The 13,272-nt window shown below is 63.4% G+C and carries 15 protein-coding genes; 5 read left to right on the top strand and 10 right to left on the bottom strand.

The genetic code is table 11. From position 1 onward, the window contains the following. Nucleotides 1-65 precede the first annotated feature (65 nt). From rodA to ACRECS_RS02875, 5 genes are all read right to left on the bottom strand, one after another. Nucleotides 66-1,181, bottom strand: coding sequence for a rod shape-determining protein RodA (gene rodA, locus ACRECS_RS02855; protein WP_431581446.1), 1,116 nt, complete (start codon nt 1,179-1,181; stop codon nt 66-68). After that, nucleotides 1,178-3,295 (bottom strand): penicillin-binding protein 2, encoded by a 2,118-nt coding sequence (mrdA, locus tag ACRECS_RS02860; protein WP_431581447.1) that lies wholly within the window; start codon nt 3,293-3,295, stop codon nt 1,178-1,180. The genes rodA and mrdA overlap by 4 nt, the downstream gene beginning before the upstream one ends. Beyond that, complete coding sequence (mreD, locus tag ACRECS_RS02865) at nt 3,273-3,785, bottom strand: rod shape-determining protein MreD (protein WP_431581448.1); 513 nt, start codon at nt 3,783-3,785, stop codon at nt 3,273-3,275. Before mreD ends, mrdA begins: the two co-directional genes overlap by 23 nt. Then, nucleotides 3,782-4,690 carry a rod shape-determining protein MreC gene (mreC, locus tag ACRECS_RS02870; RefSeq protein WP_431581449.1) on the bottom strand — a complete coding sequence of 303 codons (909 nt, stop codon included), beginning with the start codon at nt 4,688-4,690 and terminating at the stop codon, nt 3,782-3,784. Before mreC ends, mreD begins: the two co-directional genes overlap by 4 nt. 76 nt (nt 4,691-4,766) lie before the next feature. Further along, nucleotides 4,767-5,813, bottom strand: a complete 1,047-nt coding sequence (locus tag ACRECS_RS02875) for a rod shape-determining protein (protein ID WP_431581450.1) — start codon at nt 5,811-5,813, stop codon at nt 4,767-4,769. Between the two features lie 164 nt (nt 5,814-5,977). Between ACRECS_RS02875 and mutL the strand changes: the two genes are divergently transcribed. The 5 genes from mutL to ACRECS_RS02900 all read left to right on the top strand — a co-directional run bounded on the left by mutL (nt 5,978) and on the right by ACRECS_RS02900 (nt 10,372). Then, nucleotides 5,978-7,774, top strand: coding sequence for a DNA mismatch repair endonuclease MutL (gene mutL / locus ACRECS_RS02880; protein ID WP_431581451.1), 1,797 nt, complete (start codon nt 5,978-5,980; stop codon nt 7,772-7,774). Nucleotides 7,775-8,133: 359 nt separating this feature from the next. Continuing rightward, a complete protein-coding gene (locus ACRECS_RS02885) occupies nt 8,134-8,346 on the top strand; it encodes a hypothetical protein (RefSeq protein WP_431581452.1) in 213 nt (70 codons plus the stop codon). 468 nt (nt 8,347-8,814) lie between these two features. Next, nucleotides 8,815-9,594 (top strand): TSUP family transporter, encoded by a 780-nt coding sequence (locus tag ACRECS_RS02890; protein ID WP_431581453.1) that lies wholly within the window; start codon nt 8,815-8,817, stop codon nt 9,592-9,594. 150 nt (nt 9,595-9,744) lie between these two features. Further along, entirely contained in the window at nt 9,745-9,951 is a 207-nt protein-coding gene (locus ACRECS_RS02895; protein ID WP_431581454.1) for a hypothetical protein, read from the top strand. Nucleotides 9,952-10,114: 163 nt separating this feature from the next. Beyond that, on the top strand, nt 10,115-10,372 hold the full coding sequence (locus ACRECS_RS02900) for a GlsB/YeaQ/YmgE family stress response membrane protein (protein ID WP_431581455.1): 258 nt from the start codon (nt 10,115-10,117) through the stop codon (nt 10,370-10,372). Nucleotides 10,373-10,470: 98 nt separating this feature from the next. On the opposite strand, the gene rplI is transcribed toward ACRECS_RS02900, so the two are convergent. The 5 genes from rplI to ACRECS_RS02925 all read right to left on the bottom strand — a co-directional run bounded on the left by rplI (nt 10,471) and on the right by ACRECS_RS02925 (nt 13,211). Next, a complete protein-coding gene (gene rplI, locus ACRECS_RS02905) occupies nt 10,471-11,079 on the bottom strand; it encodes a 50S ribosomal protein L9 (RefSeq protein WP_431581456.1) in 609 nt (202 codons plus the stop codon). An 11-nt stretch (nt 11,080-11,090) separates the two neighbouring features. Continuing rightward, nucleotides 11,091-11,315, bottom strand: coding sequence for a 30S ribosomal protein S18 (gene rpsR / locus ACRECS_RS02910; RefSeq protein WP_034158365.1), 225 nt, complete (start codon nt 11,313-11,315; stop codon nt 11,091-11,093). A gap of 14 nt (nt 11,316-11,329) precedes the next feature. Further along, the gene (gene rpsF, locus ACRECS_RS02915) at nt 11,330-11,746 is read right to left on the bottom strand and encodes a 30S ribosomal protein S6 (RefSeq protein ID WP_431581457.1); all 417 of its coding nucleotides are present in this window, start codon (nt 11,744-11,746) and stop codon (nt 11,330-11,332) included. Between the two features lie 164 nt (nt 11,747-11,910). Further along, on the bottom strand, nt 11,911-12,693 hold the full coding sequence (locus ACRECS_RS02920) for an acid phosphatase (protein ID WP_431581458.1): 783 nt from the start codon (nt 12,691-12,693) through the stop codon (nt 11,911-11,913). Nucleotides 12,694-12,848: 155 nt separating this feature from the next. Then, nucleotides 12,849-13,211, bottom strand: a complete 363-nt coding sequence (locus ACRECS_RS02925) for an RcnB family protein (RefSeq protein ID WP_431581459.1) — start codon at nt 13,209-13,211, stop codon at nt 12,849-12,851. Nucleotides 13,212-13,272 lie beyond the last annotated feature (61 nt).

A 13,272-nucleotide genomic window follows, 5' to 3' on the forward strand; every position in this document is an offset into this window, starting at 1 on the left:
GCGTCGGGAGGGCGCGCGTTACCATTGCCGCCGCGAAATGCAAACCCGAAATTCGCCTTTTTTGCCTACCAGCGTGAAGTTTGCCGATTTTGCCGGTCGATCGACATCAATATGCCAAGACAGGTCAGCACGGTCAGCTGAGCCGAGCTGCCGAAGCTGATAAAGGGCAGGGGGATGCCGACCACTGGTGCGATACCCATCACCATCGACATGTTGATTGCGACATAGAGGAATATCGTCGTGGCGAGGCCCGCCGCGGTCAGCCGGCCGAAACGCGTCTGCGCCTGCAGCGCGACATTTACGCCCCAGAAGATCACGGCGAAAAAGGCGATGATCAGCAAGATGCCGCCGATCAGGCCCCATTCCTCCATCATCGTCGCTAGCGCAAAATCGGTATGTCCTTCAGGGAGATAGTCGAGATGGCTCTGAGTCCCATTGAGGAATCCCTTGCCGAAAATACCGCCCGATCCGATCGCGATCTTCGACTGGCTGATATGATAGCCGGTACCGAGCGGGTCGCTTTCGGGATTGAGGAACACCAGGATGCGGTTGCGCTGATAGCCGTGCAGAACGAAATTGACTGCGAGCGGGATCGCCGCACCCAGCGCCAGCGCACCGCCGATGAACAGCCTGAGCGGTACGCCGGCCAGGAACATCACCACCACGCCGCCCATGCAGATCATCAGCGCGGTGCCGAGATCGGGCTGCAGCATGACCAGCGCCCCCGGTACACCGATCAGCAGCGCCGCGGGCCAGATCGCGCCGAAGCGCCGCGTCTCGTTGGGCGGCAGCATGTCGTAGAATTTGGCGCAGGCGAGTACGATGAACGGCTTCATGAACTCGGAGGGCTGCAGCCGGATGATACCGAGATCGAGCCAGCGCTGGCTGCCGCCACGTACCGCGCCGAGCAATTCGACCAGCACCAGCGCAACGACCAGTCCGACATAGACTGGCAGCGCGATATTGCTCCACACCGATTCCCGGACCCGTGACAGTGCGATCGCACCGGCCAGCAGGACGAAGAACCGGATTCCCTGATTGAGCGCCCAGGGCCGGAGCGAGCCGCCGGCAGCGGAATAGAGCACGACCAGCCCGAAACAGCCGATCAGGATCACCAGGAGGATGATCCGCCACGGCAGCTGCGCGAGCGGGGCAGGGACGAAGTTGAGGCCCGGGTTCATTCCTGCGACTCCGTCGATCCGACCTGAGCGATGCCGTTGCCCGACGCGGTCGCCGCGCCCAACGCCTCGGCGGTTGCGTTCTGCGCAGCGGTCGCGGCCTCCACCGCCGGTGCGGCGGTCGGTTGCGTCGCGTTGGTCTCGGTTGCGGCGCCGGCACCGGGCGCCGGCGCATTGGCGGCGGCGCGATACGCGGCGGCCTGTGCCGCGCCGCGTGTCGCGATATCGCCGCCCCAGGTGGGCTCACCCTCGGCCAGCGACGCCAGCGCGCGATCGCGATCGAACATATAGGTCATGATGTCGCGCGCGATCAGCGGCGTGTCGAGATTGCGGATCAAATGGCCGTTATGTTCCAGCACGATGCCAGCGGCATATTTGGGTTTGTCGGCCGGCGCGAAGCACACGAACAGGGCGTGATCGCGCAGCTTGAACGGCAGCTGCCGGTTGTTGAGCACCCCGCTGCCGCGTTCGGCCATGGTAATGCGGCGGACCTGCGCCGTGCCGGTCTTCGCCGCCAGCGTGATGCCGGGGACCTGGAGGCGGGCTGAGCCGGCAGTGCCGCCCTGATTGACCACGCCGAACATCGCGTCGCGCACGATCGCGAGATGCTCGGCACTGGCCTCGAGCGGAGCGGCGAGCGGCGCCCGCCCATTCATCAGCAGGCGTGGTTGGAGATGCCGGCCGGAGCCGATCCGCGCCGCCATCACCGCCAGTTGCAGCGGATTGGCAAGCACATAGCCCTGGCCGATCGACGCGTTGAGCGAATCCGCGACGGTCCAGGCATCCTTGTATTTCTTCAGCTTCCACGCGCTGTCCGGGACGGTGCCGTACCGCTGCGTATCGAACGGGAGATGATATTTTTCGCCAAGGCCGACCATCCGCGCAATCGGGGCGATCGCATCATAGCCGACCCGGCGGATCATTTCGTAGAAATAGATGTCGCAGCTCTGCATGACCGCATTCTTCATGTCGAGCGGCCCATGCCCACGGCGCCTGTGGCAATGGAATACGCCATTGCCGACCCGCATCGCGCCCGAGCAGCTGACCCGCGCATGCGGATCGACCCCGGCCATCAGCAGGGCGAGGGCGTTCATCGGCTTGACCGTCGATCCCGGCGGATACAGTCCTTGCAGCGTCTTGTTCATCAGCGGCACGTGATCGTCGTCGGACAGCATTTTCCATTCGAGATGGCTGATGCCGTCGGAAAAACTGTTCGGGTCGTATGCGGGCATCGACACCATCGCGAGGATGTCGCCGCTGTCGCAATCGATCACCACTGCCGAGCCGCTGTTGGTGCCGAGCCGCCGTGCGGCATATTCCTGCAGCCCGGCGTCGATCGTCAGCCGCGCGGTCTGGCCCGGCGTGTCGCCGCGCGTCTCGAGCTCGCGGACCACCTTGCCGCGCGCCGTAACCTCGACCCGCTTCGCGCCGGGTTCGCCACGCAGCGATTTTTCCAGCGTCTTTTCAAGGCCATCCTTACCCAATTTGAAGCCGGGTGTGACCATCAACGGGTCCTTGGTCTTCTGATATTGTTCCGCCGACGCCGCGCCGACATAGCCGGTCAGGTGCGCGACCGCCGGGCCTGCCGGATAGCTGCGTGCGAAACCGCGCGTCGGAGCAACGCCCATCAGTTCGGGCAGGCGCACGCTGACGGCGGCGAATTGCTCCCAGTTGAGATTCTCCGCGACCTGCACCGGCTGGAACCCTGCCGCATGTTTCAGGTCAGTGGCGATGCGATCCATTTCCTCGGGCGGAAGCGCCAGGATATCGCGCAGCAGCGCCAGCACCCGGTCCTTGTTCTCGAGCCGGTCGGGGATGATGTCGACGCGGAAATCGGTGCGATTATTGGCCAGCGGCGCACCGTGACGATCGACGATCCAGCCGCGGCGTGGCGGCACCAGCGTCATGTTGACCCGGTTGCTCTCGGACAGCATGCGATAGCGCTCGTTTTCGGCGACGGCGAGCCAGGTCATCCGCCCGGCCAAAGTCACCGCGACAAGACCTTGCCCAACGCCGAGCATCATCGCCCGGCGGCTGAAACTGTAGGTTTGGGACGCTTCGGTAACGTTCCGCATGGTCAGGATATGCGCCTTTTCATGCGCCTTCGCGTTTGCCATCCAGCCACGCGCAGAACCGTGCGACCAGCGGGAACAACATGATCGAGATGATCGTCTGCATCAAGAGCACGGTGTCGACATGGGCGCCGATCGGTGCCGCGATCAGCCGCCCGACGATCAGGCAGAAGGCGGTCGCCCCGGCCGCGATCAGCCAGTTCTGCCAGAAATCGCGGAACACGAGGCGCTGGTCGATCGTGTCGATGACGAAAAAACAGATCATCCATAGCAGCATTGCACTGCCCAAAGGCTGACCCGAGACGAGGTCGTCGAAAAATCCCAGCGGCAGCGCTGCCCAGATCGCGAAAGCGTCGGGTCGCATCAGCCGCCAGCCAAGCAGCACGAGCAGGCCGAGCGGCGGCAGCAACGGGAAGCTCGCGACATAAGGCCAGATGGTGATCAGCGAAGCGATCATCACCGATGCGGCGGGGATGATCCGCTGCAGCACGGGCGCCGGTACCGGGTCGAACGGGTTGCGGACCGGTGCTCTCATGGGGTGGCGGGCGCGCCGGCATTGGTGGGGGCATTGGCGGTGGCGGGCGGTGCGGGCGGCTGGATCGGCATAAAACCCTGCTGCACCAGCGCGAAATCGAGCGTGTCGGGCTGTGCGAAGCTGCGCGCGAGTGCGGTATCGCGCGACCGGCGCACGATACGCGCGACCGGGATATTGGGTGAATAAATGCCACCGGTGCCGGACGTGACGAACACGTCACCGGCCTCGAACGCGGCATTGGACACCATGACCGATCGGACATCGATCATGCCGTCGCCGCGTCCGGCGGCCAGGGCCGGCAGCCCGTCACGCGTGCGTCGCACCGGCACGATGCTCTCGGGATCGGTGATCAGCAGCACGCGCGCCGTGTTGGGGCCGGTTTCCAGGATCCGGCCGATCAGCCCTTCCGGGCCGCGGACTGGTTGCCCGATACGCACGCCCTGCCATGAGCCGGCGTTGAGGACGGCATAGCGGCGGGTGCTCGCCGCCGAAGAGCTGACCAGCCGCGCCGCAACCACCGGATCGGCAACGCGCTCGCGCAAGTGCAGCAACGTCTTCAGCCGGTGATTGTCATAAGACAGGGTACGGGCACGCAGCAGCAGGGCGCGGTTGGCCTCGAGTTCCTTACGCAGCGTGGCATTCTTCTGCATGACCGTGAAGTGATTGCCGATTCCAGCCGGAATTGATGCGATACCGCGCCCAAGCCCGGCCAGGCCCGAAGACACTGGTGTGGTTACCTCAGCGATGGTCGCGCGCATCGGGGCGAAGGCGGGCGGGTTCAATCTGGCGAGGACGAGCAGGATCACCGCGACAATCGCACCGGCGACCGCGATCACATAACCCAGGAACAAGCCATATTGCGCCCGCCGCGAAAAACCCGGGCGCCGGTTGCGGGACGGCGCCATCTTACCCCCTTAAAAGCCCCGTGCCGGTTCTGAGGCACGGGGACAAAAAAGCATTACGCCGTCGGGGCGCACCCGATCAGGCGCTGTGCAGCACACCGCGGAACACCGGGTCCTCGAGCGCGCGGCCGGTGCCGAGCGCGACGCAGATCAGCGGATCGTCGGCGATCGTCACCGGCAGGCCGGTTTCGTCGCGCAGCACTTCGTCGATACCCTTGAGCAGCGCGCCGCCGCCGGTGAGCACAATGCCCTGGTCGACAATGTCCGCGGCCAGTTCCGGCGCGGTATTTTCCAGCGCGATGCGCACGCCCTCGACGATCTGGCCGACCGGTTCGGACAGGGCTTCTGCGATCTGGCCCTGGTTGATCTGGATTTCCTTCGGCACACCATTGACCAGGTCGCGACCCTTGACGTGAATGGTCAGGCCAATGCCGTCGGGTGGCGGCTTGGCGACGCCGACTTCCTGTTTGATACGCTCGGCGGTCGAATCGCCGATCAGCAGGTTATGGTTGCGGCGGACGTAGGAAACGATCGCTTCATCCATCTTGTCGCCGCCGACGCGCACCGAAGTGGTATAGGCAAGGCCGCGCAGCGAGAGCACTGCGACTTCGGTCGTGCCGCCGCCGATATCGACGACCATCGACCCGATCGGCTCGGTGACGGGCATATCTGCGCCGATCGCGGCCGCCATCGGTTCCTCGATCAGCCAGACCTGCGATGCGCCGGCATTCGATGCGGCGTCACGGATCGCGCGGCGCTCGACTGAGGTCGAGCCCGACGGCACGCAGATCACGATCTGCGGCCAGCGGAAGAAGCGCCGTTGCCCGCCATGAACCTTGTGAATGAAATGCTTGATCATCTGCTCGGCGACGTCGATGTCGGCGATCACGCCGTCACGTAAGGGGCGGATCGCCTGGATGCTGTCGGGGGTCTTGCCCATCATCAGCTTGGCGTCGTCGCCGACCGCCTTGACTCGCTTGACGCCGTTCAGCGTCTCGACCGCGACCACTGAAGGTTCGTTGAGCACGATGCCCCGGCCGCGCAGATACACAACGGTATTCGCGGTCCCGAGATCGATCGCCATATCGTGCGATGAAAACCTGAAAAGTTTCGACAAGAAGCTCATTGATGATTCCGTTTCAGGCCGCCCCCGCGTTTACGGGAACCAGCAGTTCGCACCGATCCTCCGCGAAACGATTATATCCGAAAGATCCAGGGCGGAAATTCCACGCTCTGGATGCCTGTAGATGCGGGTCGCGGGATGCCGTCGCTTGGGCTACAGCATCACCCATGTCAATACGGCGCCTCCCTGAACATCTCGTCAATCGTATCGCTGCCGGTGAAGTGGTCGAACGGCCCGCCAGTGCGTTGAAGGAACTGGTCGAAAATGCGGTCGATGCCGGGGCGACTCGCATCGATATACGCCTGCGCGCCGGCGGCGTGGACGGAATCGAGGTGATCGACGACGGTTGTGGCATGACACCGCCCGATATGGCGCTGGCACTGGAGCGTCACGCGACCTCGAAGCTTCCTGACGAGGCGATCGAAGCGGTCACGACGCTCGGTTTTCGCGGTGAAGCGTTGCCCTCGATCGCCAGCGTCGCGCGCATGACGCTCGAAAGCCGGGTGCGCGGCGCGGAAGGCTGGTCGCGCGTGGTCGACAATGGCGTGCTCGAGTTCGAAGGACCGGTGGGAATCCCGCCAGGGACAAGAGTGCGCGTCGAGGGTCTGTTCGAGCGCGTGCCGGCGCGGCGCAAGTTCCTGCGCTCGGCCCGATCGGAATACGCTGCCTGTCTCGACGTGGTGAAGCGGCTCGCGATGGCGAATCCCGATATCGGCTTCTCGGTCGAACATGACGGCCGGCGCGTCCTGTCGGTGACGGGTGGGGAGAGCCTGCCCGACCGTGTCGCCGCACTGACCGATCGCGGGCTGGTCGAAAACGGCATTGTCATCGAGTTGGAGCGCGAAGGCCTGAAGCTTGGCGGGATCGCCGGCCTGCCGACGTTCAATCGCGGCATCGCCGATCATCAGTATCTGTTCGTCAATGGCCGCCCGGTGAAGGACCGGCTGCTGGTCGGCGCGGTGCGCGGCGCTTATGCCGAGCTGCTGGCGCGCGATCGTCACGCGGTGGTCGCCCTGTTCCTCGACGTGCCGAGCGACGCGGTCGATGTGAATGTCCACCCGGCCAAGACCGAAGTCCGTTTCCGCGAGCCCGCCATGGTGCGCGGCCTGATCGTCAGCGGCCTGCGCCGCGCACTCGACGAGGCGGGCCACCGCAGCGCGCAGCGCCCGAGCAGCGACGCGATGGCGGCATGGCAGAGCGAACCCGTGCCACCGCCCGCGCCGCAATTATGGGACCGGCAGGACGTCGGGCAATGGGATGCGCCGCCGGCGGCCCAGACACAGACACAGACACGCTATGCCGTCCAGGATCGCCGTCCAAGCTTCATCCCGCCACCCATGGCACGTGCCGAGCCAGCCTATGCGCCGCCGCCGGAGACGACGAGCTATCCGCTTGGCGTCGCACGCGGCCAGGTGGCGAAGACCTATATCGTCGCCGAGGCCGAGGATGGTCTGGTGCTGGTCGACCAGCACGCCGCGCATGAGCGCCTGGTGCTGGAGCGCATGCGCAAGGCCATGGCGACCGGCGGTGTCGCGAGCCAGGCGCTGCTGCTTCCCGAAGTGATCGAACTCGACGAACCCGCCTGCGATCGGCTCGAGGCGCGCGTGGAAGAGCTGAGCGAGTTTGGCCTCGACCTTGAACGCTTCGGCCCGCGTGCGATGCTGGTTCGCGCGGTTCCGGCGATGCTGGGGCAGGGCGATGTGATTGGCCTGGTCACTGACCTGGCCGACGAACTCGCCGCGTTCGACGAAGCACTGAGCCTGAAGGAACGGCTCGACCATGTTGCCGCGACCATGGCCTGCCACGGCTCGGTCCGCGCCGGCCGTATCCTGTCAGTGACCGAGATGAATGCGCTGCTCCGCGAAATGGAGGTCACGCCGCATTCGGGCCAGTGCAACCATGGACGGCCGACCTGGGTGAAGCTGGCGCATGGCGATATCGAAAAGCTGTTCGGACGGAAGTAAATGACGGTGCCTTTGATCAATCAATACCGTTGAACCGAACAGTTCGGCTAGTCCGTTGCAGACTTTCCCAAGCCGCAACGACAAGGCTAACCTGCGAACCGAGATCAGGACGGGAGTAGCTCATTTTGACAGTATCGGACCTGCCTCGGGACCTGGACGGAGCAATCGCAGCCCCTACGATCGAAACCTCGCGGTGGAGCGGTAAGCTTCCGGCGAACGAATATACGCTGCGAGCGGCAATTTTTACCGGCTCCAAAGCGCTCAGCGAAAAGCCTTCGATATTCACTGACATTATAATCCGACGCACTGATGGCAGTGCTATAGATGCGGTGTCCGATACATCGGGTTGGACCATATCGATGGCCACCGACGGCAGAATAAGAAATCGTCTCGTCCTTCCCACGGGAACCGATACCAAGGTTTCGACGATCAAAAAGGGCTTCTGGAAACGTCGGTTCGGCGGGTGGATGAGAGGCAGATTTAGTGATGCGGAGGCTGAAACCATTATTCTCTCCATTCTCACCGACAACGGCGCTTTGCCGAGTTTTGTGAGGTGGGTCGAAATAGAATAATGCTGATACCGCCATATTGATGTCGCAGGCTGACTCCCGCGGAAGGCGAGATCGGACGACCGTTCGCAGCCACTATCGGCGCGGTTTGCTGGCTGTTCCTGGCTGTTAATTTGGAAAATGGAATTTGCTGGCTGTTAAACTGGCTCGTTCGGGCAAAAATACCGATATATCTCAATGGTTTTAAAAGCGCTGGCTGTTATCCAATAACAGCCATGGAACAGCCAGCATAACAGCCAGGTAACAGCCAGGTAACAGCGAAGATGCTGGCTGTTCCGGCCGGAACAGCCAGCGCAGCATGGCGTAATATTTTCCAGTCATGTCAAAGAGCGGGAAGGGAACCTGGTGGCGCCTCGTCCGGAGTCGTACTGCCATGGTCCATCCCGGCGTTGAATCGGGAAACGACACGCATCGCGGCCCGGATGCCCACCACTATGGTTGCGGCGCCAAGCTTCCCTGTTAAAGCGCCGCATGCACCTCACAATCGAGATCATCGGACTGCTCTGTGCGGTCGCTTTTCTGGCCGGGTTGATCGATGCGCTGGCTGGGGGCGGGGGATTGCTGACCATCCCGGCGCTGATGGCGGCGGGGATTCCACCGGTCTCCGCACTGGCGACCAACAAACTGCAGAGCACTTTCGGGACGGGCGGGGCGTTCATCGCCTTTGCGCGCAAGGGGCATATCGATTTTCGCCGCTTTGCCTGGCCGGCGCTGGCGGCGTTGGTTGGGGCCGGGCTCGGCTCGTTCGCGGTGCAGCAGGTCAATCCGTCCTTTCTGGCAGGGTTCGTGCCGGTGCTGCTGATCGCGATGGGGATCTATTTTCTCGTCGCGCCGAAGATGAGCGACATGGACCGCCACAGCCGCCTTGGCATCGCCGGGCTGACGATGACCGTTGGCGTGATCGGGCTGTATGACGGTTTTTTCGGGCCCGGTACAGGATCGTTCTTTACTACCGTGCTGGTCGCACTGGGCGGGCTTGGCCTGGTCCGCGCCATCGCTCACGCCAAGTTCCTCAACTTCTGCACCAATCTTGCGGGGCTGACGGTAATGATCGCCGGCGGCAAGGTGATCTGGTTGCTGGGGTTTTCGATGGCGGCCGCCAGTATCGGCGGCAATCAGGTCGGCGCGCATCTCGCGATGCGTTTCGGCGGTCGGGGCGTTCGTCCGTTGCTGGTGCTCATGTCGTTCGCCCTGACCATCAAGCTCCTGTCCAACCCGGCGAACCCGCTGCGCACCTATCTCGGCTGGTAAGGGCGAACATCCCCGGTCGATCACCGCGAACGAAAAGGATAGCCTTGACTATTTTATCTTCCTGAGGCTAGATCGGGATGACCCGAAACCATTCCGGTAATTCCTGGACGAGAACGGCGTCACCGAACTCGACTCCGGAAGGCTTGCGGCATGTGCGCGATCATTGTTCGACGCGAAAAGGTTCCGGGATATCGCGAAAAGATTCTTGTTCAGCTGAGGGCAACCTTTGCGTCCGACGCGCATTTTCAGCGTAAGTCCTCAAAACAGAACAGTAGCATCATGAAAACCATCGTCCCGCTGTTTCTCGCTCTGCTTCCCTTGGCCGCCGTGGTCGGCGCCTGCGTCGTGGCGCCCTGATCCGATCATTTGACGGCTCAATCATTTGACAGCACCGCCTCGGGCACTCGCTCTGACTGAGCGCGATTAACCAACACTTGACTCACCGTTCCGATCGTCTGCTGATGCGGGTGGCGCGGACCCTGGTCGTCGGATCTTGGCCGCGACCCATTGAGAGGTGCTTATGCAATATGTGAGCATGGTGATCGTCGGCCTGATCGTCGGCATTCTGGCGCGGTTCTTCTATCCCGGCCAAGTCCATATGAGTCTGATCATGAGTGCCGTTCTCGGCATCGCAGGGTCGTTCCTCGCGGGCTTTGTCGGCCGGCTGCTCCACCCGGCAACGAAAGACCAGCCCTTCCATCCGGCCGGCTTCGTCTATTCGATCCTGGGTGCCATCGTCCTGATTTTCCTGGCGCGGACCTTCGGCCTGATCGGATGACCGTGATGTGACGTTGCCGCGATCTGCTTCACGGCAAAAGAAAAGGGCCGCCCGGATCGCTCCGGACGGCCCTTTCTTCATCTGTCACACCGAAAGGCTCAGGCCTCGGTGGTCTCTTCGTCGGCGGCAGGAGCCTCAGCCGATACCTCGGCAGTGGCGCCCGGCTCGGCGTTGGGATCATAGGCTTCGACAAAGCCCGCTTCGTCCTTCTCGAACATTGCGGACATGACGTCGACGCCCTGTGCCTGCATCTCGGCCTCTTCAGGCGAGCGGGCGACATTGACCTTGATCATCACCGCAACTTCGGCGTGGAGCGAGACCTTCACGTCGTGCACACCGATTGCCTTGATCGGCTTGTTGAGCACGATCGCCGACTTCGGTACCTTGTGGCCCTCGGTCTCGAGCAGCTCAAGCAGATCGCGAACCGCGACCGAGCCGTAAAGCTGGCCGGTGTTCGACGCCTGACGGATCAGGGTCAGCGTGATGCCGTCGATCGACTTGGCCTCAACCTCGGCTTCGCCGCGGCGTGCATTGTTGTCGGCGACGATCTTCTCGCGATTGGCTTCGAAGACCTTCTTGTTGGCGTCGTTGGCGCGCAGCGCCTTCTTGTTGGGCAGAAGGAAGTTGCGGGCAAAGCCGTCCTTCACCTTGACCACGTCGCCGATCTGGCCGAGCTTCTCGACGCGTTCCAGCAGGATAACATCCATGGGTCCGCTCCTTACTTAACGATGTAGGGCAGCAAGCCCAGGTGACGCGCGCGCTTGATCGCCTGGGCGAGTTCGCGCTGCTTCTTGCCGCTCACCGATGTGATGCGGCTCGGGACGATCTTGCCGCGCTCGGACACGAAGCCCTGCAGCAGACGGACGTCCTTATAGTCGATCCGGGGCGCATCCTTCGCGGAGAAGGGGCAGCTCTTGCGACGGCGGAAAAATGGGCGTGCCATTGTCTATATGCTCCTTATTCGCCGTCGAAGTCGCGACGAGGGCGGTCGCCCCGGTCAGGACGATCGCCACGACCGCCTTCGCGGTCACTGCGGCGCTCACGGTCACGATCGCTCTTGCGCATCATCACGCTCGGGCCCTCTTCAAGGGCATCGACCTTGACGGTCATGTAGCGGATCACGTCTTCGTTGATCTGGGTCTGGCGCTCCAGCTCGGCGACGACATCGCCGGGGGCGTCGATTTCGAGCATCACATAATGCGCCTTGCGGTTCTTGGCGATCTTGTACGCCAGGCTGCGCAGGCCCCAGGATTCGGTCTTCACGACCTTGCCCTTATTGTCGGTGATGATCTTGGTGGCGTTTTCCGCCAGTGCGTCCACCTGCGCCTGTGCCAGATCCTGGCGCGCAAGGAACACATGCTCGTAAAGAGCCATGTCTTGTCCTTTCGTCTTGGCCGATCGCTGACGGACGCACCATGCGCACCGCCCCTCCGGCTATCGTCTCACAGTCCTGCTTCTTGCAAAGCAATCAGGGGCGAAGAGCCATGCTCTCCACCCCGGATGCGGCGTCCTTAGCGATTTTCAGGCGGAAGGCAAGCTTAGAGGATTGGTTGAGCGACCAGCCTGGCCTCCGCGTCGCACCCTGTGGGCTTCGCGGTTGCCGGATTTGCCCGCAGTGCGGCCAGTTCGGCCTTGGCGGCGGCCACATCGGCCTGGAAGCTTGCCTGGCCATGATCCGCGGCGAGCGTTGCCGAGGCGGTGGTCCGCCCCCCCTCGACCGCGCTGGCATTGTGCGCGCCACAGACGATGCGGCTTTCACCATAGGCGCGACCGCGCGCGAGGATCGGCGTGGCGCGGTCGGGTGCCAGTTCGGCCAGAATCAGCGCCCAGGTCCAGCCCCAGGTGGTATGGCCCGAGGGATAGTCGAAGCTGTTCTTCAGCTCATCGGCCGGCTGGCAGATCTTGCCCTCGTCGATCTGGAAGGGGCGCAGCCGCTTGAAGGCATTCTTGGCGGCGCCGGACTGGGTGTTGGCATCGATTCCGGACTTGGCGATCAGCTTGATCGTCAGCGGGGCGTTCTCCGGGGTGATATTCACGCCGATCGCGCAGCTATAGGCGCTTGCCATATAGGGGATGCCGGTCGCGACATCGCGCGTGGCAAGATCGCCGCGCGGCGTCGTCAGCATTGCCCGGGTCGCCTTGAAGACCTGGCGATCATGTTCGTAGCGCAGGTCGCCCTTGACCGGTGCCGGCGGCAGCACCTGGATGATGTCGAGCGTACCCGACGGCAAATAGCCGGCGCGGACCTGGCCGATGACGATATACGGAACCGACGCGGCGGCGGCGACGGCCGATGCCAATATCCACGGACGAATGCGCATTCTGAAAAGGCTCCGACTCTGTTGCCGGCGGCTTATGGCAGAGCGGCCTTCGCTTCGCCAACCCCATTGGAAACGTGGAGCGGCAAGGAAAGGGCGGCGGAAACTATCGTCTCCGCCGCCCGTCCGTGGTTAAGGCCAATGTGCCCGTTATGCGCTTAGTTCAGAGCACCCGCGATCACCGCGGCGATGATGCCCGAGGTGACGCCGACCAGCACCGCGTCATTGCCCGACTGGACATAATGATAGCCGCGCGGCGGGGCCTTCAGCTTGCGGTACTGGCGATAATCGATCTGGCGATAATTGCGCGCCTGATGATAATCGAACCGCTCGCCCTTGCGCCAATTGCTGCGATAGGTCCGGGCGGGCGTCCGCTTGACCACCTTCTTCACCACCACCTTGCGCTGCTGACCGTGATAGCCGCGGTCGTTATGCTGCTGCGGGGCGGCCAGGGCCGGCGCTGCGGCGATCGGGCTGAGCGCGACCGATGCGGCGAGCGCTGCGAGAATGAGCTTCTTCATGGACTTCCTCCTCAGGAAATATCGGCGCCTCATTGCGGCGTCCTCACTTATCTGGGGGCCG

Source organism: Sphingomonas sp., assembly GCF_050725575.1.
Lineage (GTDB): Bacteria > Pseudomonadota > Alphaproteobacteria > Sphingomonadales > Sphingomonadaceae > Sphingomonas.

What these genes read in the sequence shown, in the direction of transcription:
- rodA (WP_431581446.1), bottom strand. Translation starts at nt 1,181, where the DNA reads ATGAACCCGGGCCTCAACTTCGTCCCTGCCCCGCTCGCGCAGCTGCCG.
- mrdA (WP_431581447.1), bottom strand. Translation starts at nt 3,295, where the DNA reads ATGGCAAACGCGAAGGCGCATGAAAAGGCGCATATCCTGACCATGCGG.
- mreD (WP_431581448.1), bottom strand. Translation starts at nt 3,785, where the DNA reads ATGAGAGCACCGGTCCGCAACCCGTTCGACCCGGTACCGGCGCCCGTG.
- mreC (WP_431581449.1), bottom strand. Translation starts at nt 4,690, where the DNA reads ATGGCGCCGTCCCGCAACCGGCGCCCGGGTTTTTCGCGGCGGGCGCAA.
- ACRECS_RS02875 (WP_431581450.1), bottom strand. Translation starts at nt 5,813, where the DNA reads ATGAGCTTCTTGTCGAAACTTTTCAGGTTTTCATCGCACGATATGGCG.
- mutL (WP_431581451.1), top strand. Translation starts at nt 5,978, where the DNA reads ATGTCAATACGGCGCCTCCCTGAACATCTCGTCAATCGTATCGCTGCC.
- ACRECS_RS02885 (WP_431581452.1), top strand. Translation starts at nt 8,134, where the DNA reads ATGGCCACCGACGGCAGAATAAGAAATCGTCTCGTCCTTCCCACGGGA.
- ACRECS_RS02890 (WP_431581453.1), top strand. Translation starts at nt 8,815, where the DNA reads ATGCACCTCACAATCGAGATCATCGGACTGCTCTGTGCGGTCGCTTTT.
- ACRECS_RS02895 (WP_431581454.1), top strand. Translation starts at nt 9,745, where the DNA reads ATGTGCGCGATCATTGTTCGACGCGAAAAGGTTCCGGGATATCGCGAA.
- ACRECS_RS02900 (WP_431581455.1), top strand. Translation starts at nt 10,115, where the DNA reads ATGCAATATGTGAGCATGGTGATCGTCGGCCTGATCGTCGGCATTCTG.
- rplI (WP_431581456.1), bottom strand. Translation starts at nt 11,079, where the DNA reads ATGGATGTTATCCTGCTGGAACGCGTCGAGAAGCTCGGCCAGATCGGC.
- rpsR (WP_034158365.1), bottom strand. Translation starts at nt 11,315, where the DNA reads ATGGCACGCCCATTTTTCCGCCGTCGCAAGAGCTGCCCCTTCTCCGCG.
- rpsF (WP_431581457.1), bottom strand. Translation starts at nt 11,746, where the DNA reads ATGGCTCTTTACGAGCATGTGTTCCTTGCGCGCCAGGATCTGGCACAG.
- ACRECS_RS02920 (WP_431581458.1), bottom strand. Translation starts at nt 12,693, where the DNA reads ATGCGCATTCGTCCGTGGATATTGGCATCGGCCGTCGCCGCCGCCGCG.
- ACRECS_RS02925 (WP_431581459.1), bottom strand. Translation starts at nt 13,211, where the DNA reads ATGAAGAAGCTCATTCTCGCAGCGCTCGCCGCATCGGTCGCGCTCAGC.